This window comes from Thiocapsa sp. C2-2m, assembly GCF_041903745.1.
In the GTDB taxonomy this organism is placed as follows: domain Bacteria; phylum Pseudomonadota; class Gammaproteobacteria; order Chromatiales; family Chromatiaceae; genus Thiocapsa; species Thiocapsa roseilacustris.
On the sequence record NZ_JBBWVD010000001.1, the window covers coordinates 257,348 to 284,044 of the forward strand.

The following is a 26,697-nucleotide window of genomic DNA, read 5'->3' on the forward strand; positions in this document are numbered from 1 at the left end:
CGCGACGTCGGACCGGCTTCTCGGCCGCCCGGGTCGAAGCATCGGGCACAGTGCTGCCGATGAGGGAATCTCCGGCTGCAGCACTGCAACGACGACCCATCATTCATTCTCAGGAGGTAACGATCGTGGCACAAAGCATGGGTGAGATCATGAATCCGGGCTCCGTAGTTCGCGACGCCGGGTTTCCGGACGCCCCGGAGGACTGGACGCGCGAGCAGGCGATCGCTGCGGCTCAGGCCGACGCGGTGACGCTGAGCGATGATCACTGGGACATGATCAAGGCGCTGCAGGACTATTTCGCACGTCACGACAAACCCAATGTGCGGGATCTTCACGACGCGCTCGAAGAGGCGTTCCACGGCCGCGGCGGCCTCAAGTATCTCTACGGGATCTTCCCGGGCGGTCCGGTCGCGCAGGGCTGTCGGTTCGCCGGGCTCCAGGCCCCGTCGGGCGCGGTGGACAAGTCGTTCGGAAGCGTCCAGTAGGGGGTTCTCGAGTCGCGGCGCGCGCTCGTGCGCTGCCGCCGCGATGTCGGTCACCCGACCGACATCGCGCAAAGAGGCCGACAGGATTCGTCCGAACTCTCATCAATAACGGACGCAATCCTTCTGACATATCGCGTCTTTTCGTCGGCGTTTGCTTGCCAATCCGGTCGGTCCCGCCTATCCTTGCCCTCGAACTGTTACCGCCTTTCGCTTGGGGACGTCCGAGGCTGAAGCCTGTACCGGACGTGTTGTGACGCCGGCCGGGGATGCTCGGAATCACTGCTCAACCGGACCGGCAGGCGGCGGCAGGCCGAATCCGGATCACGGGGGGGGAACCAATGATGTACGCGCGCAATTCTGTCGACGCACAGCCGATCGCCGAAGACGAGCACCCGCTTCGTCCCGATCGACGCACCTTTCTTGGGGCGCTTGCCGCGACCTCCGCGGGACTCTTGGTCGGAGGGGTGCCCGACCTTGCCGAGGCGGCCTCGAACCGAACATCCTTGCAGCGCCAAGTCGTGGAGATGGTGACGAGCATGCGTCGCCAAGGGCTGCTTCAGCCCAACGAGAAGACCTCTTGGTCGGTGTACGATTTCACCGCCCGCAAGAAGATCGTCTCGATCAACGAGGGCGTGCCGCGACAAGCCGCGAGCATGATCAAGCCGCTCGTTGCGCAGGCCTACTTCTTCCAGATGGACGGCAACCGCGGCCAGGTTCGCTACACGGACGAGGTGCGCACGACCATGGAGCGGATGCTCCAGCGCAGCAGCAATCCGGATACCAACAAGATCATGGATCTGGTCAGCGAGCGCCAGTCGCGCCGAGGCCCGGCGGATGTCGAGCTGGTCCTCAAGCAGCGCGCACCCGCCGTCTTCCAAGAGACCCGCATCGTCGAGAAGATCCCGACGACCGGCCAGACCTATCGCAACCAGGCATCTGCGCACGATTACAGCCGCTTCTTGATCTCGGTTTGGGACGGGCGCATGCCCAACAGCAAAGAGCTGCTGCGCATGATGGCATTGCCGGGCGGCGACCGCTTGTCCAAGGGTGTGGCCGGCTTACCGACGGCGGCGAAGGTCTACAATAAGACCGGCTCGACCGCGATGCTCTGCGGCGACATGGGGGTGATCGAGATCCCGGATCAGCGCGGTCGAAACCACGCCTACACGGTGGTCGGAATCATCGAGCGACCGAGCCGCGCCGAAAACTACGGAGTATGGATCCGCAGTCGTGGGGACGTGATCCGGCGCGTGTCGAACCTGGTCTACCAGGACATGAAGAACAATTACCGACTGGTCTGACGACAGTGCAGGGGTTTAGGGGCGCAGCGAGGCAGACTGAGCCGAGCCGTGCGAGGCACAACCTATCATCGATGCAAGTTGCGCTTCCTATCGTCAGCACAACCTACGAATTTAGTCCGCCTGGGAATCGCCTTTGGCGTAGGGGCGACTTGAGTCGTCCACCCCGCCAACCCCACAACATGAGGCGGCTAAAGCCGCCCCTACACATCACTGCCCGCCCCGACCGCTAGGTCCGCTTCAGAAGCCGCACGCAGATCGGCCCCAGAGGCCCCTCCTCGATGCGTCCGCACAGTTGAGGGATCAGGAGCAGCAGGCCGACGGCGGTCACGAGCGGCACCAGAAACAGCGACATGCCGACGGGGTCGCCGAGAATGGCGCGCTGAATCAAAACGGTGAGCAGCTGTATACAGACTACGCCGAGGATGGTACGCAGCCGGGTAGGGCCACGCAGGAACCACACGATCACCGACAGGATGAAATAGGGAATCATCCAAGCGGCCAGCATCAATGGCTCGAGCCGGTAGGCGCCGTCGAAGTGAGGCACCACGGCGATCAAGAACGATAAGGCAAACCCCGCAACCAAGGTCGAAAAGACCCAAATCTCTTGGCTTTCACGCGCGCGATCCATCGAAACACCCCCCGCTTAGAATGATCTCTGAGCGCTAATGATATACCGATGGCATGCCTTGTTCGTAACTCCGGGCGGAGCGTCACGTGACGCGGAGCGCCTGGGGCATGCGTGACACCGCGGAGCGGCGTCACGAGGGTCTGGCGTGTCACGCGTTTCTGTATGCTGCAATTCTTGGGCGCCACCATCGCGATCGTCAGCCGGCATTCGGTCGGCCGCGAGAGACCCCATGTGCATCTCGGTGGCTTGAGCGGGAGTCTGATCGGGCATCTTTGACCCGGAAGCGGATCGAATCGGCTTACCGCTACTGAGACCCAGGCAGGTGGATCACACGCTCGCGTACAGCTCGCGGGATCCGAGCCAGCGTTGAATTAAGGGTTCGACCCGATCGGGATAGCGTGCCAGGATCAGGTCCGCGGCCTGTTGAGCGGCGGCGACCAAATGTTGATCGCGCAGCGGGTCGGCCACGCGAAACTGCACGGTGCCGGTCTGGCGGGTACCCAGGACCTCCCCCGCTCCGCGCATGGCCAAATCGCGCTCGGCGATCTCGAAGCCGCTCTCGGCGGCGCGGATGATGCCCAAGCGCTCGCGCGCCACGATCGACAGGGGCGGATGGAAGAGCAGCACGCAGTGGCTCTGGACGGACCCACGCCCCACCCGTCCACGCAGTTGGTGCAGTTGTGCAAGACCGAGCCGCTCGGGGTTCTCGATGATCATGAGACTGGCGTTCGGGACATCGACGCCGACCTCGACCACCGTGGTCGCGACCAAGAGATCCAGAGCGCCCGAGGCGAAGGCGGCCATGACCGGCTCCCGCTCAGGCCCCTTGATACGGCCATGCACCAGGCCGATGCGGATGCCGGGAAGGCTCTCGGCCAGCTGGCGCGCGGTCTCTTCGGCGGCCTGGCACTCCAACGCCTCCGACTCCTCGATCAAAGTGCAGACCCAATAGGCTTGTCGCCCCTGCGCACAGGCTTGCTCGACGCGCGCGATCACCTCCTCGCGACGGGTGTCCGGGACCGCCACCGTGACGATGGGCGTGCGCCCGGGCGGCAGCTCGTCGATGACCGATAGATCCAGATCCGCATAAACGGTCATGGCGAGCGAGCGCGGGATGGGTGTGGCGGTCATGATCAACTGATGCGGCGCACCACCGGTCCCGCCGCCCTTCGCACGCAGACGCATGCGCTGATGCACGCCGAACCTGTGCTGCTCGTCGATGATCACGAGACCCAGATCGGAGAAAACCACGTCCTCCTGAAAGAGCGCATGGGTGCCCATCACCATGCGGGCACGACCGCTCGCGATGGCCTCGAGCAGACCGACACGCTCACGCCCCTTGTGTCGTCCGACCAGCCATACGGGCTCGATGCCGAGCGGGGCGAGCCAAGCCGCGAAGCCGCGTCGATGTTGCTCGGACAAGAGCTCGGTCGGCGCCATCAAGGCGACTTGAGCACCGGACTCGATCGCCTGGAGGGCGGCCAGTGCGGCGACCAGTGTCTTGCCGGCCCCCACATCGCCTTGGAGCAGGCGCTGCATCGGGCGATCACCCTGCAGATCGGCCGCGATCTCGGCGACGACGCGCTCCTGCGCCGTGGTCAGGCGAAAGGGCAAGCCATCGAGCAGTTGCCGCCGCAAGGTGCGGTCGCCCGCGAGTACAGGCGCCAGGATCGCCCGCTGGGCGGCACGCAGCCGTCGCAGACTGACCTGATGCGCGACCAGCTCCTCGAAGGCCAAGCGGTGAAAGGCCGGATGACGGCGCTCGACCAGATCATCGGGGTCGGCATCCACTGGTGGACGGTGCAGATAAACGAGCGCATCGACCAGGCTCGGCAGACCCAAGGGCAGCAGGACCTCCTCCGGCAGGCATTCGCGCGGTGCCTGTCCGGCCAAGAGCGCCAACGCCTGGTCGGTCAGACCGCGCCAAGAGGATTGCTGCAGGCCCTCGGTCGAGGGGTAGAGCGGGGTCAAGCGCTCCTCGATCGCGCCCGGCTCTTCGGACTGGATGCGATACTCCGGGTGGACAATCTCCAAGGCGCTCGGCCCCTGCCGAACCTCGCCGTAACAGCGCAGCCGAACGCCGGGCTTGAGCGCGTCGATCTGCTGCCGGGAGTAATGGAAGAAGCGCAACAGGAGCCCGCCGAACGCGCCGTCCGACACCCAGACCTTCAAGGAGCGGCGTCGTCCGCCCGAGAGGTCTACCTCCTGAATCTCGCCCTCGATCAGGGCCTCGTCGCCCGGTCTCAGCCCGTTGATCTGGACCAAGCGCGTGCGGTCTTGATAACGGTGCGGTAGATGGAAGAGGAGATCCTGCACCGTGCGCACACCGAGCTTGCCGAGACGCTCGGACACGCGCGGACCGACCCGTTTGAGCTGCTCCACGGGGATGCTGTCGAGCGAAGGGGTCGGAAGCGATGGATTCGCGGAGGACCCCGAGGTGTTGTCGGTCACGGCTGGGGGGTGTCCTCCGGGGTGCGATCGCGTCCGCTGCCCCTCATGTTCGGCTGTGGTGCGTTGGATGATGTGCGTGCGAACGGCCTCGGGATCGCGTATCGCGAGGCGGGCGCGTCGTCGCCCGATGCAATCGCGCCGCGGACCGGGAATAATTCAGTCATCCGTCGTCTGCTTCGACCGGTGCGCAAACACGTCATGTTTCACGAGGCCCTATGATCCTTCAAGAGTCATTCTCGGTCACCACGCAAGGCCGCGGCACCTACGACATCACCCGCACCGTCCAGCAGCAGGTTCGGTCCTCGGGAGTCCGGATCGGACTCTGTCATGTCTTCGTCCACCACACCAGTGCGTCCCTGATCCTCTGCGAGAACGCCGACCCGACGGTGCGGAGCGATCTGGACGCCTTCATGGCCCGATTGGTCCCGGACGGCGATCGGCTCTTCGAGCACAGCGACGAGGGTCCCGACGACATGCCCGCGCACATCCGGGCCATCCTCACGCAGGTCGAGCTGACCCTGCCGATCAGCGCAGGCGCCTGCGCGCTCGGCACCTGGCAAGGTCTCTATCTCTACGAGCACCGCACGCACGGGCACCGGCGCCGGATCACCTTGACCATTCAGGGCGAGTAGGGTCCGTTAAACCGCGCCCAGCGCGCTATGCGATGTTTTTGGATGGGATCGCCTCCGGCAGGCTGTAGGTTGGGCAAAGCGCAGCGTGCCCAACCCACGCCGGCCCGCGCCAAGGGCATGCGACGCGGCGGTTTGGAGGATGGGTTTCGCTGTCGCTCTACCCATCCTACTCGCTACTCGCCTTGAACCCGTGCCGCCCAGGCGAGGTCGGGGAGAGACGAGGCCCGCACCCCGCTCTACCTGCCCTTGCGCTCCGCGATAGCGCGGGCGAGCTGGTGCACGGCCATTGCGTAGTAGGTGCTGTGGTTGTAGCGGGTGATGGTGTAGAAATTCTGCGACCCTAGCCAGTAGGCGTAGCCGGTGCCGACATCGAACTCAAGCAGACTCACTTGGGAGGCGCCGCCGAGGGGGCCAGCCGGGGTGATTCCGCGGCCTGCGAGCTCGCTCAAGCTGTAGCGCGTCGCGAAGCCCGACTTCATCGCGCGCGCGGCCGCGGGGAATTGTACGTTTGCGCGCACGGCCACCGGCACGCCGGACTGCCAACCGTGTGCTTTGAAGTAGTTGGCGACGCTGCCGATGGCGTCGGTCGGATTCCAGAGATCTCGATCTCCGTCGCCGTCGAAGTCAACGGCGTAGTCGCGGAAGCTCGAGGGCATAAACTGCCCGAGGCCCATCGCTCCGGCGAAGGAGCCGCGCGGACCGAAGGGGTCGATACCCTCCTCCTTGGTCATGACCAGGAAGGATGCGAGCTCGCCTGAGAAATAATCCGCGCGGCGCGGATAGGCGAAGGACAGGGTCGCCAAGGCGTCGACGATGCGGGTCTTGCCCAGGTAGCCGCCGTAGCGGGTCTCGACCCCGATGATGGCGACGATATATTCCGGCGGCACCCCGTAACGCGCGCTGGCTCGATTGAGCGCGGCCTCGTTTTGCTGCCAGAACCGCACGCCGTTGGCGATGTTGTCCGGCGTCAGGAACTTGGCACGATAGCGTATCCAGGCCCCGGTCGGCCCGGTGCTCGGTCGCGGGGCCTGACGATTCATTGCGTCGATAATCCACTGCTCGCGTTTGGCGCCGGAGAGGACGGCGGCGACCTGGTTCGGCGTGAACCCCTGCTGCTGCATGCGGCGGATAAAGGGCTCGACGCCCGGATACCCGGCGAAATCACCGGTCACCGTCGCGGAGCCGGAGCTCGGATAAGGGTATCCTTCCGCGATCTCGCCGGGGCGAGTGGACTGGGAGCCGCAGCCCGTAACCAGGGTCAAGCACAGCAGAACAGCGATCGAGCAGACAACACGCATGGGCGATCCAGGACAAAAAATGGATGCCCGCTATAGTAAAGAAGTTTTTCAGTAAAGCAATTCAACCGATGAATTTAGCTCGCGATTGCGCTGTTAAACCGCGCCCGGCGCGGTATGAGATGTTTTTGGATGGGATCGGCCCCGGCAGTTGACGACCGTTGGGGTCGGCGCGGTTTAATCACCCAGAACCATGATCGCATCCATCTCGACTCGCGCCCCTTTGGGCAGGGCCGCGACACCGATCGCCGCCCGTGCCGGATAGGGCTCTTCGAAGTATCCGGCCATGACCTGATTGACCGACGGGAAGTGGGCCAGATCGGTCAGAAAGACGTTGAGCTTCACGACATCCGCCAGACTGCCGTTCGCCGCATGAGCTACCGCACGAAGATTGTCGAAGACTCGCCGAATCTCCGCCTCGATGTCGCCCGAAACCAGCTCCATGGTCTCGGGCACGAGCGGGATCTGGCCAGACAGATAGACGGTGCTGCCGACGCGAACCGCTTGAGAGTAAGTCCCGATCGCCTCCGGGGCCTGATCGGTCTTGATGATACTCTTTGCCATGCTGTGGTGACTCCGTGACGTATGGGTATCCGACGACATCGGCGTGAGCCTAATCCAGCGCGAGACTCACGCCAAGGCGATCGGGTCAGGAATGAAGGATGGAGGCCGGGCTGAGAGCGATCACCGTTTCAGAATTTTTCGTTGTCGTTGTCGTGGTCGTGGTCGTGGTCGTCCGGAATCCGATTACGATTACGACAACGACAACGTTGTCCCCACGCCCAGACATGGAGGCATGCGTCTTTGCGCAACGGGCTATACTCACGAGCTTGGAAATCCCGGATCACACGCGATGAAAGCACGCCATCAGTCCAACCTCGCCAAGCTTCGCCTGATCGGACGCGGCAAGGTCCGCGATCTCTACGCGATCGACAGCGAGCATCTCTTGATGGTCGCTAGCGACCGTCTGTCCGCCTTCGACGTGGTGCTTCCGCAACCGATCCCCGGCAAGGGCGAGGTGCTGACGCGAGTCTCGCGCTTCTGGTTCGCGCGCACGGCGCAGCTGGTGCCGAATCATCTCGCCGATATTCCGGTCTCGGCGGTCGTCGAAGATCCCGAAGAGCTCGCTCAGATCGGCGATCGGGCCATGGTGGTGCGCCGGCTGACGCCGCTGCCGGTCGAGGCGATCGTGCGCGGCTATCTGATCGGCTCGGGTTGGAAGGACTATCGGCAAGGCGGGGCGGTCTGCGGTATTGCGCTTCCGCCCGGCCTGCAACAAGCCGACCGGCTGCCCGAGCCCATCTACACGCCGTCGACCAAGGCCGAGATCGGCGGGCACGACGAGAACGTCGACTTCGCCCACACGGAACGGCTGCTCGGCCCCGCGCTGGCGGCGCAGGTGCGCGACATCAGCCTCGCCGTTTATCGCGATTGCGCCGAGTACGCCTTGGAGCGCGGGATCATTATCGCCGACACCAAGCTCGAATTCGGCCTCGACAGCGAGGGCCGGCTGCATCTGATCGACGAGGTGCTGACTCCCGACTCCTCGCGTTTTTGGCCGGCCGATGAATACCGGCCCGGCACCAGCCCGCCGAGCTTCGATAAACAGTTCGTACGCGATTATCTGGAAACGCTCGACTGGGACAAGACTCCGCCTGGGCCGATGCTGCCGCAGGAGATCATCGACCGGACCGCAGCCAAATACCGCGAGGCCGAAGAGCGGTTGACGCGCACCTGATCCGCCCGCGGAATCGCGGTAGGGTGGGCCGACTTCAGTCGCCCGCACACCCCGGCAACCGAACACCCACGGGGCGGCTGATGCCGCCCCTACCTCGCTCGCCGTGCATGGAGCGTCTGCATCGAGCGTTCGCGCTGGGGGCCGAGCGGGTGCTGGACATCCTTCAACCTAGATCCGGCCGTGTCTTCGGTGTCGCGGCCATCCTGCTGGACGAGCCTTGCCCGGTCTTCGCCGAATCGATTTGCGAGAGCCGAATCCTCGTCGTCGGTCGCGAGCGCATCCACACGGCCATCGCCGAATGGCCTGAGGTCGCGGCCGTCATCCTCGAGTTGGTTGCCGAGGAGGTCCATCGACTCGTCCACGACCTGGACGCCTGCTGCCTGATGAGCGCGCGTCGGCGGCTGGCCGACTTCCTGCTCAAACAGGGCCGCTGCAGCTCCGATGCGGACAATCACGCGGTCGTCGTCCTGCCGGCGGCCAAGGCGTTGATTGCCTCCAAACTCAACATCAGTGCCGAGACCTTCTCGCGCGAGCTACATGAGCTGGCCCATCACGGTCTCGTCGAGATCGAGTGGCGGACCATCCTGATCCCGTCGCTGGATCGCTTGGCGGCCTTCGTGCTCGACGAACCAATGACCGAGCGGCGCCCGGTGCAGACCAACGCGGAGCCTGTACCGAGCTGACGTCGCCCTCGACGGGACGGCGAGCGGACGGTGGCGTTGCCCCCGAGACGCACGGCGTCGATGTATACCGAGCCACCTCCGGGATCGAATGAGCAAGAGCGTCACCCGATCCCTAAACATCATCCGACGAAAAAATGCCGGATCAACCGTTTACCGCGAATCGTCGTCGGACCTAAACTCCCAAGTTGCCGGTCCCGTGCGCAGAAGATTGCGACCGGGAGCGTCGGGCTTTTGGCCGAACCGAATCAACTGCACGAGATCCGAGCTCACCTTGGGGTTGGTCGTGAAGTACGAGTGACCGAAGAGATCGGTACGTTCCCCCGTGAAGGTGATCAGATCCACCCGGCCGAGGTTTCCGAAATAGGTCTGCATCGCGGGAGAAATGTCCTCCGGGCGCAGCTGGCCGACGCGGTTGCGACTGCGAAAGAGGATCCGCGAGACCAGCAGCGCACGATCGTCCGGCGAGGCATAGATGCTCAGCCGACCATTCAGGAGGCGCGGCAACGCATGGTCGGGCCAAGCGCGGGTCAGATCGGGATCCGATACAAAACCGGTGATCTTCTGGCCGGCGATGTCCACGTCGATATCGGGCGAGAGAAGGACGAGGTTGTCGATTCGATAGGTATCGGCTGGATCCACACCGGCAGCGATCGCTTCGATCATCAACTCTCTGAGGGCGTTGAGGAGAACAGCCGTCCCTCGACTGTGCGCCAGCAGTTGAATGCGCTCCACACCGGGCGTCGCCGCGATCATGCGCAGTGTCTTCTTGAGATGGTCGACCGCGTACTCGGCGGATTCAGTGGTGGTGGTATAGGAGATCAGGAAGTTCCCGGTCGAGGAGGCCGGCCAGGTAAAGAAACTGCACACCTGCTCGCGACCGAAGAAGTGACACAGCTCCGCAGCCGTAAAGGCCGCCGTGGCGAAGGTCTCGTTGAAGCCATGGACGTAGAGCATGACCTCCTTCTTCGGCGACAGGGCCAAGCGACGCTGGATCTCGTCCTGAAAGGCCGCCTTGGTCTCGTCAAACTCGCGCATCTCGATCGGGTCCCGACTCAGTCTGTTCTCACCCGCCCGAACAATCAGGTAGGGCTCTTTCGGGAATGCCCCCGACTCCTCGACCGCCCCGAGCTCCAGGGCCACCTCGCGCGTCCGCTCGGCAAGCCGACTCTGGGCCTTCAGGGTCTCCCACGTGATCGCGGGGACCATACGAACCTCGGCCGAGCCGAACACCATCCCTTTACGGCGCGTCTGCCCATAGGGGAGGCTGCTTTCAGGATCCTCCTCTGCAGCCCGATTCGTGATGAAGAGCAGATCGACTTCGGGGCGCTGCTGCGTCCCTGCGATTTCCTCGAAGAGCACCTGCCCGTTCGGCTCTTGATAGACCACAGGCGTCGGCATCAGCTGCCGCGGCTTGGTCGCGCAGCCGGATAAAACTGCAACCGTCAGGATGAGGGCCGACATCCACGCGAAGGTCCGATTCATTCGACTTATACCTATCTAAAAGCGGTTAATTTCGGCCGCCATGGACGCGGCATCAAGCCGATGTCGGATCGCGGCAATTCCATTTAAAAAGAAAGCATTTAACCCGGCGCATCGATTGACCGATAGAGCCGACATCAAGACGAAGAAACAGATAGTGTGCCACCCGAACAGGCATTATTATACGCAGCCTTTTTATGTTTCATCTTACTGGAGGACATTTCGATGCCACTCATGACACGCGCGCTCGCCGAGCTGATCGGGACCTTCTGGCTGGTACTGGGCGGCTGCGGCGCCGCCGTCTTTGCAGCAGGCGTTCCCGATGTCGGAATCGGCTATCTGGGCGTCTCTTTCGCCTTTGGTCTGACCGTCTTGACGATGGCCTATGCCATCGGTCATATCTCCGGCTGCCATTTGAACCCCGCCGTCTCGCTGGGACTCGCCGTGGGCGGTCGCTTCCCCTTCGCCGACGTTCCGGTCTATGTCATCGCCCAGGTCCTCGGCGCCATCGCCGCCGCCTTCCTGATCTGGTTCATCGCTGCAGACATGGGCGTGCATAAAGAGGGGCAGGCCACCTTTACCCTCGCGGCCAATAGCCTGGCCGTCAACGGTTACGACAGCCTCTCACCGCAGGGCTACGGCATGATCGCCGGGCTGGTGACCGAGATCGTCATGACCGCCATGTTCCTCTTCATCATCCTGGGCGCGACCGACAAGCGCGGCATCGGCACCCATGCAGGTCTCGCCATCGGCCTGGCGCTCACGCTGATCCATCTGATCTCGATCCCGATCACCAACACCTCGGTCAACCCGGCGCGTAGCACCGGACCCGCGTTGGCGCTGCTCACCGGCGGACAAGGTCAGGCCGCGGGCCAGCTTTGGTTGTTCTGGGTTGGTCCGCTGATCGGCGCGGCGATTGCCGGCGTGGTGTATCGCCTATTCGAGCAAAAGCATACGGCTTGACACGACCAGGGGCTTTGGGTAGCGGCGTCTGTGGCTAAGGTCCCGACGAACGCGACCCTCAGACGGACCGGTCGATCGACCGGTCCGTCACTTGACAGTTCGCGACCGTGCCATTGCCGAACGGAAGCTCCCCCGGCGAGGGTATCAACGCGAACGGCTTCGTCACTCCTTTGCGGTACCGGCGCTCGCCTGTAGGATGGCTCGACATCCGAAGGCCGAGACACAGCATGCTGCAGGAACCGCTTCCGATCCCTTTAACCGACCTACGCCGGCGCGTCAATGTCGCACGCAATCTGATTCGTACGGTTCTGACGGAGCTCGTCGGCCCCGTCGAGCTGGCGTTTGACTTCTATCGCGAGTGGAACGGCTGCTGGCGCGTGCGCGTGGAGATCAAGGACCCCGTCAACGGACGACTGGAGTTCACCCTGATGGACACCCCGGACGGCGGTATGCTCGCCCTGCCCCGCCCTCTTCCCGAACGCTGGCGCCTGGAGACCGGGATCCCTGCGACCGACGGGACACGTTGGACCCTGGATACGGAAGGGCACCTCATGGCCTTCTTACCGCCGAGCGAAAAGCGGTAGGGTGGACAAGCCCGGCGCAGTCCACCAGCGTCGGCGCAGGACTAGCCGGAACCAGGAAAAGTTTTCAAAGGATCTACTCGTTGTCGTTGTCGTAATCGGATTCCGGACGACTACGACAATGAACACGAACTCGACAACGACAACGACAACGAAAAATTCTGCGACGGTTTGCTCAAGACTTACGGCGTAAGGGACTAGATGCCTTCCAGGCATCTGCAGGCGGGATGCCTGTTCTCGGAAATCGCCTAAAGTCGCCCCTAAAGCCGCCACGGGTCTTGGAGGCATGGGCGGTCGGCATGCTTGCGCCAGGAAATTCCGTCGGAATTCACCCCAACACGTCCTGCCCACCCATGTAGGGCCGCAGCACCTCCGGGATGAGGATACGCCCGTCCGCCTTCTGATTGTTCTCCAGTATAGCGACCAATGTGCGACCGACCGCGAGTCCGGAGCCGTTGAGCGTATGGAGCAGCTCGGGCTTGCCGGTCTCGGGATTGCGCCAGCGGGCCTGGAGTCGGCGGGCCTGAAAGTCGCCGAAGTTGCTGCAGGAGGAAATCTCGCGATAGGTGTCTTGGCCGGGTAGCCAGACCTCGAGATCGTAGGTCTTGCGCGAAGAGAAACCGAGATCACCGCAGCAGAGCGAGACCACGCGATAAGCGAGCCCGAGACGCTGCAGAATGGACTCGGCATGCCGGGTCAGTTCTTCCAAGGCATGAAGCGACTCTTCGGGGCGAACGGCCTGGACCAGCTCGACCTTCTCGAACTGATGTTGGCGAATCATCCCGCGGGTGTCCTTGCCGTAGGAGCCGGCCTCGCTGCGGAAGCAGGGTGTGTGGGCGACCCATTTGCGCGGCAGCTCGCCGGCATCGAGGATGAGGTCGCGCATCAGATTGGTGACCGGCACCTCGGCGGTCGGGATCAGATAGAGGTCGCGCTCGCCCGGCACCTTGAAGAGATCCTGCTCGAACTTGGGGAGCTGGCCGGTCCCGTAGAGACTCTCGGCGTTGACCAGATAGGGGACATAGACCTCGGTATAGCCGTGCTCCCCGGTGTGGGTGTCGAGCATGAACTGGATCAGCGCCCGATGCATGCGGGCCAGCGGACCGGACAGGACCACGAAACGCGAGCCGGTGAGCTTGGCGGCAAGGTCGAAGTCCATCCAGCTGTTGAAGGCGCCGAGGTCGACATGATCACGCGGTTGAAACCCGAAGCTCGGCGGCTCGCCCCAGCGACGCTCCTCGCGATTCTCGCGCTCGTCGCGCCCGTCCGGCACGCTCGCATCCGGTAGGTTGGGCAGCCCTAGGGCGATCTCCTCCACCGCCGCCTGGATCTCCTCGAGCCGCACCTCTGATGCCTTGAGACGCTCGCCCAGGTCGGAGACCTCGGCCAGCAAGGGCGCAATGTCCACACCGGACGCCTTGGCCTTCCCGATCGCCTTCGAGCGGGTGTTGCGCTCGTTCTGGAGCGACTGGACCTCGACCTGCAAGCCCTTGCGCTCGGCCTCCAAGGACTCGATGCGCGCGGTATCCAGGACCAGACCGCGACGTGACAGGTGCGCGGCAACTTCGTCCAACTGGGTCCGCAGCAGGCGTGGATCTAACATTCGGATTCCTCGAATTCGACAGTAATCGGCCAGGATACGATATGACCCGGCCGAACGAAGCGCTCGATGCGCGTGATGGCGGCCGCGGCCTTCGCGGGGCCATCGAAAAACTCCACCACCAAGGGCAGATCGAGCGAGAGATCGATCAGGGATGCACCGTGGCGCTTCCCGGACACCCCATACCCTTCGATCCCGCGCATAACAGTGACGCCTCGAACGCCGAGATCGTCGTGCAGACAGGCAAGCAGTGCCTTGAGGGCACGATCCGATTCGGACAGATAGATCCGAACCATAACCGCCGCGACCCGACTCATAGCGACCTCCCGAGGATCACTCCCGCCCAACAGATCAAAACACAGAGCCAGACGCTGACGACCATGTTGAGAAAGGCCGCCATCATGGCCCCTTCTTCCAACAGATTCAGCGTCTCGATCGAGAAGGTGGAGAATGTGGTGAAGGCGCCGAGAAAGCCGATCAGGATCGCGCCGCGCCATTCCGGCGCCCAACTCAAGCGCTCGATCAAGAGAACGAACAAGAGCCCCATCAGGAAGGAGCCGAGTAGGTTGACCGCCAAGGTCCCCCAGGGAAAACCCCGGCCGAGCCAGGCGTAAACGGCGCTCGACATCCCGTAGCGGGCCAAGGAGCCGAGCGCGCCGCCGGCCGCGATCGCGATGAGATTCAGCATCCGATGCCTACTTCAGAAAGCCCATGGTGAAATCACCGCTCAGATAGCCTTCCTCCAAACGCGGCTCCGCACCCAGCTCTCGAGCCAGGGCGAGAAGATCACGCGGCTGCTGATAGTTGTAGCTGCCCGGACCGTCCGTTCCCTTCAACAAATTGAAGAGAAATCCGTGCCGGGACGCCGCGAAGCAACGGCGGATAAACTCCCAGGTCTCCTCGCGGGTGAGGTTGTTCATGGCGCCGCTGCAGAGATAGTAGTCGGCGTTCGGGAGCCGATCCTCCAGCACGTTGCAGATGCGGATCTCGCCTCCGGTGCGACGACGCGCGACCTCCGCCATCGGCTCCATCACGTCCAATCCGATGTAGCGTCCGGGCAGGCTGTTGCATCGCTCGAAATAGCGATGGAAATCGCCGAATCCGCAGCCCGCGTCGACCAGGGTCAACTCGGAGAGATCCTCGGGCAGGAGCTTGCGCAGCACCTTGAAGCGCAGCTCTTGGCTTTGAGTCGACTGCCACTGCACGCCCTTGGCGGTCTCGCCATGGGATGTCAGTGAGTCCAAATAGAAGCTGGTGTTGTCGAGTCTGGGCATCGGTTGAATCGATCAGCGTAAAAAGGCCGCGGCCACGGTTCGCGGCGGGCAATCCTCACCAATCTTACATCACTGGTCATGTCCACACCGACATCCGGCTACCGACGCACGAGAAGCCATTGCCAGGTCCCGGCGATCGGCTCCGCCACGCGTTCCGGGCCGATCGCGGCGCCGAGCTCCGCGCTCGGCAACAGCATGACCAGGCTGCCGAACCCATCCGGCAGCGTCACGTGTACGCCCGGGTCGCCATGCCCCCAGATCCGGACCCGGTCGTCGAGATGGTAGGCCAAGGACACCAGCTCGCCGGCTGCAACACCGCTCGGGCTCACGGCGACCAGCGGGCGATCGAGCGCATTCACCAGCCGCGCGACTTCGGGGTTCGAAGCGCTGAAATGCTTCGTCCACCAGGTCTCGGCCTGAAGGATACGCCACTGCGAAAGCGCCCCGAAGACCATGATCAGCGCCAACGCGGCGGCGGCAAAGACACGAGTCCTGTCGCGGCGGGCCAGCGCCGAGCCGATGCCCCAGGCCACCATCAACTGCGCTGCAAGAACGGCCGGCAAGCCATAGCGCACATGCAGCGATCGGCTTCCGCCGAGCAACAGGTCGGGACCGAGCGCGACGCCGAAATAGGCTGCGGCGATCAGCACCAGCAGCCACATGCGCGGGCGAGGCGCGCGGAACAGATAGACACTCAGGCCGACGGCGATCGGACCCAGCAGAAGGAGCGCGAGGCGCGGCGGGTCCGTATGCGGGCCCACATCCAGGAAGGCACGCGTGATGTGCCCGGCCCAAGCCAGCAGATTGCGCTGCGCGCCGACGGCTCGCTCCATCCACTGCGTATGACCGACCGCATCTCCGAATCCCGAGACCAGCGCGACCATCCACGGCAAGAAGAGGACCGCGGCCGCGCTCACCGCCAGCAGCCATGCACGCACCGGAAGGCCGCGCTTGCCCGACCGACACTCGGAGAACCGCGTTGCCCCGAGTCCGATGTAGGCGGCATGGACCGGGACCATGAGGGCGAACAACAGATGGCTGTAGAGACCAAGCGTCATCATGAGCCCGTAGAGCCACCAGTCGCGCGGTCTGTTTCGGTCCAGGGCACGCTGCAGGCCCGCGCTGGAGGTCAGAACCAAGAGCGTCCAGAGCGCGTATTGGCGCGCCTCTTGGGCATAGAGAAGATGCAGGGGCGAGAAGGCGACCACAGCGGCCGCCACCCAGGGCACCAGGCCACGCCCGAACAGCTCGCGCATCAGCCAGAATGCACCGAGCGGCAGCAAGAGCCCGAACGCAGCGGAGGTCCCGCGCAGCGCCGTCACCGGATCAAGCGGAAGCGTTGCCGCCCATCGTCCCAGCAGATAGTAGAGCGGCGCATGCTCCGGATGCTCGGCCAGTGCGCGCAGCGTCTCTTCCCAGCCCTTTGAAGGATCCGGCCGTTGAAATGCCAGGATCTCGTCGGGTGTGAGGAGCCGGCCGCTGAACAGCGTCTCCCAAAGATCCGCCGGGTGGCCGAAGACGCGGACCAGCGTAAAGACCTCGTCGTGCCACACCGGGAGATGGTCGAGCCCGATCAGCCGGAAACCGGTCACAAGCATGAGAAGGATCAAGACCCCGAGCGCCCACAGCCGAGCCTGGCCTGGATTCGAGGACACGGACGAGACATACGAGCGGCGAGGAGCGGAGAACACGAGATCGCAAGACCGAATCTGGCAGTGGCGGGACGGGCGCGAGGTTCAACCTGGATTCAAGTATGCGACACCCGAGTGTCTGGCTTGATGAAGGAATCGTGACAAGAGCCCGACCGCCAGCGGCGCCCGAGGCTCAGAGCGCGGCACAACACCGAAGGCGCTTGAGGCGCACACGCATATCGGCAGTTCGGCGCGAGGTTTGCATAAACCGCGCCCAGAGCGGTATGCGATGTTTTTGGATGGGATCAGCCCCGGCAGACTTGACGAACGCCGGAGTTAAACCGCGCCCGGTGCGATATGCGTCATTCGTTGGGATGGCTTGGCCGCGCCAGCCCCGACGACTGTCGGAGCTGGCGCGGTTTAAAGTCTTAAAAAATACTAAATTCTAAACCGCGTCCCCGCTAAGGGTCGTAGATGCACCAAACGTCGAACTCACTCGAAAGTGAGCATCTCGCTCTGGACGCGGTTTAGCATCGAAACCCGTTGCACGACCTCACCCCGGCGTCTCGCCGGGTTCAACGCCGAAGGGGATTCGCCGATGGCTCCGCGCCTAATCATGTACCACAAGCAGTCGACCAGTGCCCGCACCCGATTCTTGAGGCTGCCCTACGGCGGCGTCTGCGGGTTCGCAGCCCTGCCGGAGGAGGCGGCTATCGACGAGGGCAGCGGTGGCTTACCGAAGGTCGTGACCCACCCCGCGCTGGTTCTGCGCGACGCCGAGATCCGCCTCGGCTTGCCGAGCGGCAGTTTGGAGATGGAGTCGGGGTTTCGCTGCGAGATCGCCGCAGGCGAGGAGCGCACCGAGGTCTTCCTCGCCCGCTTCACGAGTCTCGATCCACCCTTCGAGACGGCACAAGCGCACGGCAGCAGCTTCATCGATCTGACCCAGGCGAGAAACCTTCCGCCGGTCGAGCTTGATCTGCTGCGACGCAGCTATGAAAAAATTCTGGGCTGATCGATCGCGCCCCGGTCAGCCGCACCGCAATTCCATTTGTATTGTCGGGTTTCCGCTCAAGACGGTCTGATTGTCGCAACACCGACAGATCCACAGCGTCGAGGACGCCAGCGAGGATCCGGGCGCGGATCCCGGTCTAGAACGCCTCTCCATCGAACGGCAGGAGCCAACACCATGACGAACGCGCCATGTCTTTACGGACACCGACCCCCGCCCGGCAGGCGCGGTTTCCAGCGGGCCTGTCGACCAGCGTGGCGTGAGGATCTGTGCCCGATCTGGATCGATCTCGTCGTGCCGCCCTGCTCGTTCCGGGTATTCCGCGATCACGAGGTCGCCGCTCGGAGGGTTGTCGGTCATGACGGGCACGACATCCCCTGCTTCCAAGCCTATGACTACCGCCGGCTTGATGTCCGCTCCGACGACGACGAGGAGTATTACCTCGCGGTGTCCTACAGCGAGTCCGTCAGCGCCTGGCGCCTGCGCGACGGACGCTGGCTGGTTCACCGCCGGGTCGAGTCGCTCGGCGATGAAGACGCCGCGACCAGCGCGCTGAGCATCGACGAGCGGATGCCGTGCTGAAATCGACCTGACGGCAGGAGATGCTCGGATTCAATGACGCGGCGGGCGACTGCGAACGCCCAAGCCATAAAGTTTCGGCACGCTTCGTGCTTTATCTGCTTGGCGTTATATCTCTGCGAAGATAACGACATCACCGGACCCTGGACACCGACCATGACCGACACGCCCGACGACCGTCTCGACACCGCTGCCTCGCTCTGGCTGGACCGCAACGAACAGGGATTCGTCGGACGGGGACGCATCGAGTTGCTGCGCCGTATCGGTGCAACCGGGTCGATCTCGCAAGCGGCCAAGGCGATGGGCATGTCCTACAAGCACGCCTGGGACGCGGTCGATGCCATGAACAACCTCTCGCCGCAGCCTCTGGTGCAGCGACGCACCGGAGGACGCCATGGAGGCGGCACCGAGCTCACGGACGAGGGACTCCGATTGATCACCGTCTACGAGACGGCCGAGCGGGAGCACAAAAAATTCCTTGCGCGCCTGCGCGCGGGCATCTGCGATTTCGATCGCTTTCACACCTTGATCGGAGCTTTGAGTATGAAAGTCAGTGCCAGAAACAATTTGCGCGGAGTGGTCGCTTCCGTCAAACCGGGCGCGGTCAACGCCGAGGTCACACTCGATGTCGGCGGCACCCCGCTGGTCGCCATTGTCACCAACGAGAGCGTCCAGTCGCTCGGACTGGCGCCGGGCGCCGAAGCCTATGCCTTGATCAAGGCGTCGTTCGTCATCCTGGCGACCGAAGACGGCGGGCTCAAGACCTCGGCGCGGAATCGACTCTGCGGAACGGTCGAGCGCGTGACCGACGGGGCCGTCAATACCGAGGTGGTCCTCGGCCTCGACGGCGGCGCCCGCCTGACCGCCATCATCACCATGGAGAGCACCAAGGATCTCGGAATCACCGAGGGTGGGCGTGCCTGCGCACTCGTGAAGGCACCTCACGTCATTCTGGCCGTCAAGGACTGAGCAGGCGCCCAAGCCCATTTCAAACGCGCCATGCGTTATATCGAACTGGATATGACGCATGGCGCCGAACCTGTACTCGACACCCCGGAGACACCTGATGAAAACGACAAGATCCACGCTCGCCACCTTTCTGCTGGCCGCCGCCTGCGCTCCCGCGCTCGCCGACGACATCCAGGTCGCGGTGGCCGCCAACTTCACCGCACCCATGAAGGAGATCGCCGCCGCCTTCGAGAAAGAGACCGGGCATGTGGTGAAGGCCGCCTATGGCTCGACCGGCAAGTTCTACGCGCAGATCAAGAACGGCGCACCCTTCGAGGCACTCCTGTCCGCCGACGACACCACGCCGACCAAACTCTTCGATGAGGGGGCCGCGGTCTCGGGGACCCAGTTCACCTATGCCATCGGCTCACTGGTGCTCTGGTCATCGAAACCCGACGTTGTCGACAGCGACGGCGCCGTGCTGAAATCCGGCGACTTCAACAAGGTCTCCATTGCGAACCCTAGAACAGCCCCCTACGGCGCCGCAGCGATCGAGGTCCTGACCGGGCTGGGATTGCTGGAGCAAGTCCAACCGAAGTTCGTGACCGGTGAGAACATCGCCCAAACCTTCCAGTTCGTGAGCACCGGCAATGCGGATGTGGGGTTCGTCGCCCTCTCCCAGGTGATGGAAAAGGGCGAGCTCACGGGTGGCTCTGCCTGGATCATCCCGGGCTCGCTGCATAAGCCGATCCTCCAGGATGCGGTCGTTCTCTCGCCGGGAAAGGACAAGCCTGCGGTCGCCGCGCTGATGCAGTTCCTCAAGGGCGACGAGGCCCGAGCCATCATCACGTCTTTCGGCTATGAGATCTGAGCGCCGTGTTTTTAAGCGAAACCGACCTTCAATCGATCTGGCTCACCCTGCGCCTTGCGGGTGTGGTCACCTTGATCCTGTTCGTTGTGGGGACACCCATTGCCTGGTGGCTGGCGCACACCCGCTCGCGCCTGAAGGGGCCGGTCGGGGCCGTGGTCGCCCTACCCTTGGTCCTGCCGCCGTCGGTGCTCGGTTTCTACCTGCTGGTGACGATGGGGCCGAACGGACCGGTCGGCCAGTTGACACAGGCGCTGGGCATCGGCGTACTGCCCTTCACCTTCTGGGGTCTGGTGGTCGCCTCGGTCTTCTATTCCCTGCCCTTCATGGTGCAGCCGGTGCAGAACGCCTTCGAGGCCATCGGCGACCGACCGCTGGAGGTAGCGGCAACCCTGCGCGCCTCGCCGCTGGATACCTTCTTCACCGTCGCCTTGCCGCTTGCGGCGCCCGGCTTCGTCACCGCCGGCATCCTGACCTTTGCCCACACGGTCGGCGAGTTCGGGGTCGTGCTGATGATCGGCGGCAACATCCCGGGCGTGACCCGTGTGGCCTCGGTGCAGATCTATGACCATGTCGAGGCAATGGAATACGGCGACGCCCACCGATTGGCCGCCGTGATGCTGATCTTCTCCTTCCTGGTTCTACTCGCGCTCTATCTGTGGCGCCCGAACCAGAAGAACACCTGAGAGCGCGATGGAACCCATCAACGCACGCTTCGACATCGATTGGCCGGGTTTCAACCTGACGGTGGACCTGGAGCTCCCCGGCCGCGGGGTCACCGGTCTCTTCGGGCACTCGGGCTCCGGCAAGACCACCCTGCTGCGCTGTATCGCCGGCCTGGTCCGGGCCCCCGAGGGTCGCCTGGTCTTCCGGGGCGAGGTCTGGCAAGACGAGAACACCTGGGTCCCGACACACCGTCGCTCGCTCGGCTATGTCTTCCAAGAGGCCAGCCTCTTCCCGCATCTCACGGTGATGGGCAACCTGCGTTACGGACAGAAACGTGCGCCGGCGCCGGTCGGAGCCGAGGATCGGGTGAGTCTCGACCAGGCGATCGCGCTCTTGGGAATCGATCATCTCTTGACGCGCAAGCCGGACCGCCTCTCCGGCGGCGAGCGTCAGCGGGTCGCCATTGCCCGTGCGCTGGCGGTCAGCCCGCGGGTGCTGCTGATGGACGAGCCGCTTGCCGCCCTGGACATCGCGCGCAAGCGGGAAATCCTGCCCTACCTGGAGCGGCTGCACGACGAGCTGGCGATCCCGGTGCTCTATGTGAGTCACGCCCCGGACGAGGTCGCGCGCCTGGCCGATCATCTGGTAGTGATGGACGGCGGGCGCGTGCTCGCGAGCGGCCCGCTCAAGGAAACCCTGGCACGGCTCGACCTGCCGACCGCCTTCTCCGAGAACGCCGGCGTCGTCATCGATGCCGTGGTCGCCTCCCACGACGACAACTATCACCTGTCGCGTCTGGACTTCCCCGGCGGCAATGTCGTGGTCGCCCAACGCAAGGAGCCGATCGGTCACCGCCTGCGTCTGCGTATCCATGCCCGCGATGTCAGCCTCGCCCTGGAGCGCGCCACCGGCACCAGCATCGCCAACCTGCTGCCCGCCACCGTCACCGAGATCGCCGACGCCGATACCCCGGGCCATTGTCTGGTGCGCCTGGATGCAGGCGGCACGCCCCTGATCGCCCGCATCACCCGCCGCTCGCTGGACCATCTCGGCGTGGCCCGCGGCAAGGCGATGTGGGCGCAGATCAAGGCTGTTGCCCTATTGGGCGACTGAGCCGGACAAGGATCGGCGGGTGAGCGCACGGCCGCTTTAGGTCTGGAGCGGTGACGCCAAGCCCCCGGTTCCGGCGGGCGATGGATCGCTCCTGAAGGATTTCCGTGTCGATTCGGGTCTAACCACCGAACCCGCCCATCCATCGAGAGCACAAGCAATGAGATCAGTCGAACGAATCCTGTTGGCCGGCATCCTGATGACCCTACCCCTGACCGCCCCGGCGAGCACTGAGTCGATCGTGCTCGGCATGGGTTGCTTCTGGGGTGCGGAGAAGCGGATGTCCGAGATTCCCGGCGTCGTCGAGGTCGAAGCTGGCTATGCGGGCGGCGATGCCGCGACCGTAGGGTACGAGGATGTGCTCAAAACGGAAAAGACACGCCTGCGCGGCAAAAGCGATCTGCGCAACCATGCCGAGGTCATCAAGGTCAGCTTCGATCCCGACCGGGTGGACCTCGAAACCATCCTCAAGAAATTCTGGGAAAATCACGACCCCACTCAGGGCGATCGCCAGGGCAATGACGTCGGCAGCAACTATCGCAGCGCCATCTACACGCTGAGTGACGCCCAGGGCGCGGTGGCGAAGAATACCCGTGAACGCTATCAGCAGGCGCTGACCGAGGCCGGCTACGGCCCCATCACCACGGAGATCGCACCCCTGCGCCACTACAATCGCGGCGAAGAGTATCACCAGGACTATCTGAAGAAGAACCCGAATGGCTATTGCGGAATCGGCGGCACGGGCGTGGCCTTTCCCGGCAAACCCACCAAGGCAATACCGGCTCCCTTGGCCGCGGATCAACTCAATTCCGATCGGCAGTTGATCATGTTCGAGGCGGAGGACTGTTCCTTCTGCGAGCGCTTCCGTGCCGAGGTACTCGACGGCTGGCAAGCCGAGGTTCCCATCGCAGCGACACTCAACCCCAATCCGCCCAAGGGCTGGACGCTGGAGAAGACCTTATTCGCCACGCCGACCATCGTGCTGTTCGAGAAGGGCAAGGAGGTCTCACGATACACCGGCTATCAGGGTGATCAGGACCGATTCTGGAGATGGCTGGGCTTTCAGGTGCTGACGCCGGAGCAACAGCGCATCGCCTTTGAGCAGGGCACCGAGCCGGCGTTCACAGGCTCGCATCTCGATGAGAAGCGCCCGGGCGTCTTCGTCGACCCCATCACCGGCGCACCCCTATTCCGCAGCAGCACCAAGTTCGAGAGCGGTACCGGCTGGCCGAGCTTTTTCAGCCCGGTCGAGGGCGCGATAACGCTGCATGAGGACAATACGCACGGCATGCGCCGGGTCGAAGTCCGCAGTGCAAGCTCGGGCATCCACCTGGGCCACGTCTTCGACGACGGTCCGCCGCCGTCGGGCATGCGCTACTGCATCAACGGAAACGTATTGAGCTTTGTCGCGGACGCCGAATAGATCCCTTACCGGGGTGGACCGACCGGTCATGCCGTTACCCGTATTTCCGAGATTCTCTCACGGAGACACGGAGGCACGGAGAAGACGCACGCGACACCAGAGCCTTATCGACCCGAGACCAAGGCCGGAAGTCGGTCGGGCGGTCCTTAGCGCGACGATGAGATGGCACGTCGCTAATGATTAACCAATTGTTATTGAAAATTTTTTGTGTCTCCGTGTCTCCGTGTCTCCGTGAGAGAAATTCACTTTTGAGATGTGGGTAAAAGAATGCCGACCGATATGGCGCCCGACGGGCATCGACGGAACACTTGTTGTCGCAACAACCACTCATTGCGGAAGCCTCATTGACGTAACCCCGAGGGGTGCCGATGGATCCATCAAACCGCCCTGATCAGCAGCCCTCCCGTGTTATCCGTGCGGTTTGACCGCAAGCCCCGGATCCCGCAACCCGATCAACATGTTCTTGGGGTCGGCGGCATCCGGCATGGCATGCTTGGTTCGCGTATCCGCGCGAGATCGGACAAGGGTCGGGCCAACGCGGCAGAGCGGCCGCGGATCCACCGAAAGGCTTCGTTCGTTAGACCGGCCACCCGGACCCTCGAGTACTCGTGACATCCGCTCCGCGGTGTCACGTATGCCGCGTGGCGCCCTGCGCCACGCGCCACGATGGCCGGAGTTGCGAACAATGCCGGCCGAAACGAGGTTAGCCGCCACTTTCCGCGACGCTCAAGACGCCGAGTCGCATGCCGGCATGCATCACTGTTGGAGACCTGCCTCATGCTGCACCGAATAGTGCTTCTCCTCTTGCCGATAGCCATCGTTATGACACCGACCACAGCCTCTACGCCCAGTACCGCTCCTGACGAGGTCCGAGTCCCGATCGTCATCGCCCACCGCGGCGCCTCCGGATACCTGCCCGAGCACGCCCTGGCGGCAAAGGCGATGGCCCACGCGATGGGCGCGGACTTTCTGGAACAGGATGTCGTTCTCACCCGCGACGGTCAGGCGATCGTCCTTCACGATCTTTATCTGGAGACCGTCACCGATGTCGCTCGGCGCTTTCCCGACCGCGCCCGTGCCGACGGGCGCTGGTATGCGATCGATTTCAGCCTGGCCGAGATCCGCAGTCTGCGCCTGCACGAACGGCTGGGCACCCGATCTGGCGGTCGACTTCGAGCGGATGCGCACCCCCGAGGGCCTGGCCGCCGTCGCCGAGTACGCCCGCGGGATCGGCCCCTGGATCGGCCAGATCCACCAAGGCACGGACGAAACCGGCGCCCGTCGAACCACTCGCTTGGTCGCCGACGCCCATGCCGCCGGTCTCCTGGTCCACCCCTACACCCTTCGGCGCGACGCACTTCCCGAGGGTTTCCGCAACTTCGAGGCGCTCCTGCGTTTCTTCCTCGTCGAGCAGGGTGTCGACGGGGTCTTCACCGATCACCCGGATCTTGCCGTCCGCTTGAGGCGAGGGTTGACCGGCAAGGATCAACCGCAGTAGACATCGGCCCCGCTTGTGCTTCGCTGCTTGCATCGACGCCCACTCCGCTCGGCTTGGACCGAGGCAGGTCTTCTCAGGACGTGCACGGAGGAGGCGGATCCATCGCCGTTGCCTCCAAGGTCACCGCGGCCGAAGCGAGAGAGAGCGCCGGATCGCGCGTCAGCCTCACCGGAAAATGCGAGAGCGCATGAGCCGGCTCGGGATAGAGCGCGCCTGCTGGCCTTGCGTAGAATACATATTATTCGCACAATGCAGATTCTTTGACAAACCCTAGCGGCCTGATGTGGCCCCGGCGGCAACATGCGATTCGACCTCAAGGAGAGCGTCACGACGACAGAACTGGTGCGTCATCTCTCGGTCGTGATCGACCGGGTGCGGCTGACGGGCCGACGGCTGGCCATCACCAAGGGCAGTCAGACGGTCGCCGTGCTGAGTCCGCCGGCCAAGGCTGGCTACCCCATTTCCCGACTCGGCGAGTTGCTGGCATCCCTGCCGAAGCTGGATGCGGACGACCGAGCCATGGCGGACGATCTGGCACTCATCCGCCGGGCGGGAGATCTTCCGAACACGCCATGGGACTCGTGATCGATACCAATGTTTTCATCGATGCGCAGAACGGGCGCTTCGCGCTGGAGCGCCTTGCGGATTTTGCGCACTACGGCGAGGGCTACATCGCCGCCATCACCGTCTCGGAACTCTTGGCCGGGGTCCATTTGGCAGCCACTCCGGCCCAGCGTGTGCAACGCTCGGCCTTCGTCGAAGGGCTGATCGGAAGCATGCCGGTGCTGGACTTCACGGAGGCGGTCGCCAGGGTTTACGCGGAACTGTATGCCTATTTCCTGCGACCGCGCGGCCAGATGGAGGGCAGCGTTCATGATCTGCAGATCGCCGCGACGGGCATTGCCCATGGGTTTGCGGTGCTGACCAGCAATCGGGAGGACTTCAAGCAGATCCCCGGCCTGCGGGTCGAGTGCCCGTTCGGATGATCCGACGCCCTTCCTCGCGCACCCATCGGCTCGATCGGACCTCCCTGGCCCTGCAAGCGCGCACGTACCGGGGGGCGTCTTGTGCGGGACGCGACGGACTTCGACGAGGCCCTGACCATACTGGCTTTGGAAAGCACGGGGGGCAGCCAGGCCGCTCGCTGCACCGAGGTCGAAGCGAAACCGGCTGATGACTACAGCCACCTAGCCCTAACCGCGCATCGCGCGCTCATGCCGATGATCCCTCCATCTGCCGCCAATGCTGCACCCAGACCTGCGCCGCCATCTGCACCGGGTCCCAGGGACTGCTGAGTGGCGGAGTGTAGCTGCGGTCAAGGTCGTTGAGGTCTTCCACGCGCATGTCCTGATGCAGCGCGGCGGCGACTCGCCGGTGATGCGGATCAGCATGCGCTTGGCGCAGGGATAGTGGCTAGGTGCCGCTGGCCGCCTGCGCATGAAGCCGCAAACCAAGTGCCTTGGCGACCTTGAGCACCGTGGCAAAGCTTGGGTTGCCTTCGGCGCTAAGCGCTCGGTACAGACTCTCTCGGCTGAGACCCGAGTCCTTCGCCACCTGCATGCCTTTGGCACGAGCAATGTCACCCAGTTCTCGTGCGATTCCGGCGGCGTCGTCGGGCGCTTCTTCGAACCATACATGGAGGAGCACAACGCCAGATTGGCCGCGTTGCGTGAACACCTGGCCGAAGGCGAGGCGCAGGCGCGTCGTGGCGAGTTCGTCGAGAATTACTCTCTTCAAGGTCTGCTGGCGGAAATGGATCGTGAGGGATGAGCCGCAGCTATCGGATGACGCCTCGAGCTGCTGCAGACCTGCGCCCTATTGCCCGCTACACCGTCCGGACCTGGGGCTCCAA

Annotated in this window: 29 protein-coding genes and 1 pseudogene; 19 read left to right on the plus strand and 11 right to left on the minus strand. The window is 63.9% G+C overall.

What is annotated here, in order from left to right; genetic code table 11:
• Nucleotides 1-125: 125 nt before the first annotated feature.
• On the plus strand, nucleotides 126-485 hold the full coding sequence (locus AADX97_RS01140) for a TusE/DsrC/DsvC family sulfur relay protein (protein ID WP_374232739.1): 360 nt from the start codon (nucleotides 126-128) through the stop codon (nucleotides 483-485).
• A gap of 341 nt (nucleotides 486-826) precedes the next feature.
• Nucleotides 827-1,786: a serine hydrolase gene (locus tag AADX97_RS01145; protein ID WP_374239266.1), complete on the plus strand. Its 960-nt coding sequence runs from the start codon at nucleotides 827-829 to the stop codon at nucleotides 1,784-1,786.
• Between the two features lie 226 nt (nucleotides 1,787-2,012).
• On the opposite strand, the gene AADX97_RS01150 is transcribed toward AADX97_RS01145, so the two are convergent.
• Together AADX97_RS01150 and recG are read right to left on the minus strand one after the other, a co-directional pair.
• Entirely contained in the window at nucleotides 2,013-2,414 is a 402-nt protein-coding gene (locus tag AADX97_RS01150) for a hypothetical protein (protein WP_374232737.1), read from the minus strand.
• 327 nt (nucleotides 2,415-2,741) lie between these two features.
• On the minus strand, nucleotides 2,742-4,865 hold the full coding sequence (gene recG / locus AADX97_RS01155; RefSeq protein ID WP_374232736.1) for an ATP-dependent DNA helicase RecG: 2,124 nt from the start codon (nucleotides 4,863-4,865) through the stop codon (nucleotides 2,742-2,744).
• A gap of 215 nt (nucleotides 4,866-5,080) precedes the next feature.
• Between recG and AADX97_RS01160 the strand changes: the two genes are divergently transcribed.
• A complete protein-coding gene (locus tag AADX97_RS01160) occupies nucleotides 5,081-5,497 on the plus strand; it encodes a secondary thiamine-phosphate synthase enzyme YjbQ (protein WP_374232735.1) in 417 nt (138 codons plus the stop codon).
• A gap of 236 nt (nucleotides 5,498-5,733) precedes the next feature.
• Here AADX97_RS01160 and mltB read toward each other — a convergent pair whose 3' ends face one another.
• On the minus strand, nucleotides 5,734-6,795 hold the full coding sequence (gene mltB / locus AADX97_RS01165; RefSeq protein ID WP_374232734.1) for a lytic murein transglycosylase B: 1,062 nt from the start codon (nucleotides 6,793-6,795) through the stop codon (nucleotides 5,734-5,736).
• Nucleotides 6,796-6,969: 174 nt separating this feature from the next.
• Nucleotides 6,970-7,356 (minus strand): RidA family protein, encoded by a 387-nt coding sequence (locus AADX97_RS01170; RefSeq protein ID WP_374232733.1) that lies wholly within the window; start codon nucleotides 7,354-7,356, stop codon nucleotides 6,970-6,972.
• A 289-nt stretch (nucleotides 7,357-7,645) separates the two neighbouring features.
• Here AADX97_RS01170 and AADX97_RS01175 point away from each other — a divergent pair, with 289 nt between their 5' ends.
• Together AADX97_RS01175 and AADX97_RS01180 are read left to right on the plus strand one after the other, a co-directional pair.
• On the plus strand, nucleotides 7,646-8,530 hold the full coding sequence (locus AADX97_RS01175) for a phosphoribosylaminoimidazolesuccinocarboxamide synthase (RefSeq protein ID WP_374232732.1): 885 nt from the start codon (nucleotides 7,646-7,648) through the stop codon (nucleotides 8,528-8,530).
• 80 nt (nucleotides 8,531-8,610) lie between these two features.
• On the plus strand, nucleotides 8,611-9,213 hold the full coding sequence (locus AADX97_RS01180) for a Crp/Fnr family transcriptional regulator (RefSeq protein WP_374232731.1): 603 nt from the start codon (nucleotides 8,611-8,613) through the stop codon (nucleotides 9,211-9,213).
• 150 nt (nucleotides 9,214-9,363) lie between these two features.
• On the opposite strand, the gene AADX97_RS01185 is transcribed toward AADX97_RS01180, so the two are convergent.
• Nucleotides 9,364-10,674, minus strand: a complete 1,311-nt coding sequence (locus AADX97_RS01185; RefSeq protein ID WP_374232730.1) for an alpha/beta hydrolase — start codon at nucleotides 10,672-10,674, stop codon at nucleotides 9,364-9,366.
• A gap of 243 nt (nucleotides 10,675-10,917) precedes the next feature.
• Here AADX97_RS01185 and aqpZ point away from each other — a divergent pair, with 243 nt between their 5' ends.
• Together aqpZ and AADX97_RS01195 are read left to right on the plus strand one after the other, a co-directional pair.
• Nucleotides 10,918-11,655 carry an aquaporin Z gene (aqpZ, locus tag AADX97_RS01190; protein ID WP_374232729.1) on the plus strand — a complete coding sequence of 246 codons (738 nt, stop codon included), beginning with the start codon at nucleotides 10,918-10,920 and terminating at the stop codon, nucleotides 11,653-11,655.
• A gap of 227 nt (nucleotides 11,656-11,882) precedes the next feature.
• Nucleotides 11,883-12,239 carry a hypothetical protein gene (locus AADX97_RS01195; RefSeq protein WP_374232728.1) on the plus strand — a complete coding sequence of 119 codons (357 nt, stop codon included), beginning with the start codon at nucleotides 11,883-11,885 and terminating at the stop codon, nucleotides 12,237-12,239.
• Between the two features lie 325 nt (nucleotides 12,240-12,564).
• Here AADX97_RS01195 and serS read toward each other — a convergent pair whose 3' ends face one another.
• The 5 genes from serS to AADX97_RS01220 all read right to left on the minus strand — a co-directional run bounded on the left by serS (nucleotide 12,565) and on the right by AADX97_RS01220 (nucleotide 16,765).
• A complete protein-coding gene (gene serS / locus AADX97_RS01200) occupies nucleotides 12,565-13,839 on the minus strand; it encodes a serine--tRNA ligase (RefSeq protein WP_374232727.1) in 1,275 nt (424 codons plus the stop codon).
• Nucleotides 13,833-14,153: a DUF190 domain-containing protein gene (locus AADX97_RS01205; protein WP_374232726.1), complete on the minus strand. Its 321-nt coding sequence runs from the start codon at nucleotides 14,151-14,153 to the stop codon at nucleotides 13,833-13,835. Before AADX97_RS01205 ends, serS begins: the two co-directional genes overlap by 7 nt.
• Entirely contained in the window at nucleotides 14,150-14,524 is a 375-nt protein-coding gene (gene crcB, locus AADX97_RS01210) for a fluoride efflux transporter CrcB (RefSeq protein ID WP_374232725.1), read from the minus strand. The genes AADX97_RS01205 and crcB overlap by 4 nt, the downstream gene beginning before the upstream one ends.
• A gap of 7 nt (nucleotides 14,525-14,531) precedes the next feature.
• Entirely contained in the window at nucleotides 14,532-15,110 is a 579-nt protein-coding gene (locus AADX97_RS01215; protein WP_374232724.1) for a class I SAM-dependent methyltransferase, read from the minus strand.
• Nucleotides 15,111-15,208: 98 nt separating this feature from the next.
• Nucleotides 15,209-16,765 carry a glycosyltransferase family 39 protein gene (locus tag AADX97_RS01220; protein WP_374232723.1) on the minus strand — a complete coding sequence of 519 codons (1,557 nt, stop codon included), beginning with the start codon at nucleotides 16,763-16,765 and terminating at the stop codon, nucleotides 15,209-15,211.
• 574 nt (nucleotides 16,766-17,339) lie between these two features.
• Between AADX97_RS01220 and AADX97_RS01225 the strand changes: the two genes are divergently transcribed.
• From AADX97_RS01225 to AADX97_RS01275, 11 genes and pseudogenes are all read left to right on the plus strand, one after another.
• The gene (locus AADX97_RS01225) at nucleotides 17,340-17,756 is read left to right on the plus strand and encodes a hypothetical protein (RefSeq protein ID WP_374232722.1); all 417 of its coding nucleotides are present in this window, start codon (nucleotides 17,340-17,342) and stop codon (nucleotides 17,754-17,756) included.
• A gap of 174 nt (nucleotides 17,757-17,930) precedes the next feature.
• Nucleotides 17,931-18,335, plus strand: coding sequence for a hypothetical protein (locus AADX97_RS01230; protein ID WP_374232721.1), 405 nt, complete (start codon nucleotides 17,931-17,933; stop codon nucleotides 18,333-18,335).
• A gap of 153 nt (nucleotides 18,336-18,488) precedes the next feature.
• Nucleotides 18,489-19,301, plus strand: coding sequence for a TOBE domain-containing protein (locus tag AADX97_RS01235; RefSeq protein WP_374232720.1), 813 nt, complete (start codon nucleotides 18,489-18,491; stop codon nucleotides 19,299-19,301).
• Between the two features lie 97 nt (nucleotides 19,302-19,398).
• Nucleotides 19,399-20,151: a molybdate ABC transporter substrate-binding protein gene (gene modA / locus AADX97_RS01240; RefSeq protein WP_374232719.1), complete on the plus strand. Its 753-nt coding sequence runs from the start codon at nucleotides 19,399-19,401 to the stop codon at nucleotides 20,149-20,151.
• A gap of 5 nt (nucleotides 20,152-20,156) precedes the next feature.
• Nucleotides 20,157-20,834, plus strand: a complete 678-nt coding sequence (gene modB, locus AADX97_RS01245) for a molybdate ABC transporter permease subunit (protein ID WP_374232718.1) — start codon at nucleotides 20,157-20,159, stop codon at nucleotides 20,832-20,834.
• Nucleotides 20,835-20,841: 7 nt separating this feature from the next.
• Entirely contained in the window at nucleotides 20,842-21,927 is a 1,086-nt protein-coding gene (modC, locus tag AADX97_RS01250; protein WP_374232717.1) for a molybdenum ABC transporter ATP-binding protein, read from the plus strand.
• Nucleotides 21,928-22,084: 157 nt separating this feature from the next.
• Nucleotides 22,085-23,347, plus strand: coding sequence for a peptide-methionine (S)-S-oxide reductase MsrA (msrA, locus tag AADX97_RS01255; protein ID WP_374232716.1), 1,263 nt, complete (start codon nucleotides 22,085-22,087; stop codon nucleotides 23,345-23,347).
• 942 nt (nucleotides 23,348-24,289) lie between these two features.
• Nucleotides 24,290-24,433, plus strand: a pseudogene (locus tag AADX97_RS01260) (glycerophosphodiester phosphodiesterase family protein); the annotation flags it as partial.
• A gap of 94 nt (nucleotides 24,434-24,527) precedes the next feature.
• The gene (locus AADX97_RS01265) at nucleotides 24,528-24,845 is read left to right on the plus strand and encodes a glycerophosphodiester phosphodiesterase family protein (protein WP_374232715.1); all 318 of its coding nucleotides are present in this window, start codon (nucleotides 24,528-24,530) and stop codon (nucleotides 24,843-24,845) included.
• Nucleotides 24,846-25,145: 300 nt separating this feature from the next.
• The gene (locus tag AADX97_RS01270; protein ID WP_374232714.1) at nucleotides 25,146-25,430 is read left to right on the plus strand and encodes a hypothetical protein; all 285 of its coding nucleotides are present in this window, start codon (nucleotides 25,146-25,148) and stop codon (nucleotides 25,428-25,430) included.
• Nucleotides 25,418-25,831 carry a type II toxin-antitoxin system VapC family toxin gene (locus tag AADX97_RS01275; RefSeq protein WP_374232713.1) on the plus strand — a complete coding sequence of 138 codons (414 nt, stop codon included), beginning with the start codon at nucleotides 25,418-25,420 and terminating at the stop codon, nucleotides 25,829-25,831. Before AADX97_RS01270 ends, AADX97_RS01275 begins: the two co-directional genes overlap by 13 nt.
• A gap of 427 nt (nucleotides 25,832-26,258) precedes the next feature.
• Here the strand turns inward: AADX97_RS01275 and AADX97_RS01280 are convergent, their stop codons facing one another.
• Nucleotides 26,259-26,492 carry an addiction module antidote protein gene (locus AADX97_RS01280; RefSeq protein ID WP_374232857.1) on the minus strand — a complete coding sequence of 78 codons (234 nt, stop codon included), beginning with the start codon at nucleotides 26,490-26,492 and terminating at the stop codon, nucleotides 26,259-26,261.
• Between AADX97_RS01280 and AADX97_RS01285 the strand changes: the two genes are divergently transcribed.
• Nucleotides 26,400-26,615: a type II toxin-antitoxin system ParD family antitoxin gene (locus AADX97_RS01285; RefSeq protein ID WP_374232856.1), complete on the plus strand. Its 216-nt coding sequence runs from the start codon at nucleotides 26,400-26,402 to the stop codon at nucleotides 26,613-26,615. The genes AADX97_RS01280 and AADX97_RS01285 overlap by 93 nt on opposite strands.
• The last annotated feature ends 82 nt before the right edge of the window (nucleotides 26,616-26,697 follow it).

What these genes read in the sequence shown, in the direction of transcription:
- AADX97_RS01170 (WP_374232733.1), bottom strand. Translation starts at nt 7,356, where the DNA reads ATGGCAAAGAGTATCATCAAGACCGATCAGGCCCCGGAGGCGATCGGG.
- AADX97_RS01275 (WP_374232713.1), top strand. Translation starts at nt 25,418, where the DNA reads ATGGGACTCGTGATCGATACCAATGTTTTCATCGATGCGCAGAACGGG.
- AADX97_RS01180 (WP_374232731.1), top strand. Translation starts at nt 8,611, where the DNA reads ATGCCGCCCCTACCTCGCTCGCCGTGCATGGAGCGTCTGCATCGAGCG.
- AADX97_RS01265 (WP_374232715.1), top strand. Translation starts at nt 24,528, where the DNA reads ATGCGCACCCCCGAGGGCCTGGCCGCCGTCGCCGAGTACGCCCGCGGG.
- mltB (WP_374232734.1), bottom strand. Translation starts at nt 6,795, where the DNA reads ATGCGTGTTGTCTGCTCGATCGCTGTTCTGCTGTGCTTGACCCTGGTT.
- msrA (WP_374232716.1), top strand. Translation starts at nt 22,085, where the DNA reads ATGAGATCAGTCGAACGAATCCTGTTGGCCGGCATCCTGATGACCCTA.
- serS (WP_374232727.1), bottom strand. Translation starts at nt 13,839, where the DNA reads ATGTTAGATCCACGCCTGCTGCGGACCCAGTTGGACGAAGTTGCCGCG.
- AADX97_RS01230 (WP_374232721.1), top strand. Translation starts at nt 17,931, where the DNA reads ATGACGAACGCGCCATGTCTTTACGGACACCGACCCCCGCCCGGCAGG.
- AADX97_RS01150 (WP_374232737.1), bottom strand. Translation starts at nt 2,414, where the DNA reads ATGGATCGCGCGCGTGAAAGCCAAGAGATTTGGGTCTTTTCGACCTTG.
- AADX97_RS01185 (WP_374232730.1), bottom strand. Translation starts at nt 10,674, where the DNA reads ATGTCGGCCCTCATCCTGACGGTTGCAGTTTTATCCGGCTGCGCGACC.
- AADX97_RS01145 (WP_374239266.1), top strand. Translation starts at nt 827, where the DNA reads ATGTACGCGCGCAATTCTGTCGACGCACAGCCGATCGCCGAAGACGAG.
- AADX97_RS01175 (WP_374232732.1), top strand. Translation starts at nt 7,646, where the DNA reads ATGAAAGCACGCCATCAGTCCAACCTCGCCAAGCTTCGCCTGATCGGA.
- AADX97_RS01270 (WP_374232714.1), top strand. Translation starts at nt 25,146, where the DNA reads ATGCGATTCGACCTCAAGGAGAGCGTCACGACGACAGAACTGGTGCGT.
- crcB (WP_374232725.1), bottom strand. Translation starts at nt 14,524, where the DNA reads ATGCTGAATCTCATCGCGATCGCGGCCGGCGGCGCGCTCGGCTCCTTG.
- AADX97_RS01225 (WP_374232722.1), top strand. Translation starts at nt 17,340, where the DNA reads ATGGCTCCGCGCCTAATCATGTACCACAAGCAGTCGACCAGTGCCCGC.
- AADX97_RS01235 (WP_374232720.1), top strand. Translation starts at nt 18,489, where the DNA reads ATGACCGACACGCCCGACGACCGTCTCGACACCGCTGCCTCGCTCTGG.
- modC (WP_374232717.1), top strand. Translation starts at nt 20,842, where the DNA reads ATGGAACCCATCAACGCACGCTTCGACATCGATTGGCCGGGTTTCAAC.
- modA (WP_374232719.1), top strand. Translation starts at nt 19,399, where the DNA reads ATGAAAACGACAAGATCCACGCTCGCCACCTTTCTGCTGGCCGCCGCC.
- AADX97_RS01160 (WP_374232735.1), top strand. Translation starts at nt 5,081, where the DNA reads ATGATCCTTCAAGAGTCATTCTCGGTCACCACGCAAGGCCGCGGCACC.
- AADX97_RS01195 (WP_374232728.1), top strand. Translation starts at nt 11,883, where the DNA reads ATGCTGCAGGAACCGCTTCCGATCCCTTTAACCGACCTACGCCGGCGC.
- AADX97_RS01215 (WP_374232724.1), bottom strand. Translation starts at nt 15,110, where the DNA reads ATGCCCAGACTCGACAACACCAGCTTCTATTTGGACTCACTGACATCC.
- AADX97_RS01205 (WP_374232726.1), bottom strand. Translation starts at nt 14,153, where the DNA reads ATGAGTCGGGTCGCGGCGGTTATGGTTCGGATCTATCTGTCCGAATCG.
- aqpZ (WP_374232729.1), top strand. Translation starts at nt 10,918, where the DNA reads ATGCCACTCATGACACGCGCGCTCGCCGAGCTGATCGGGACCTTCTGG.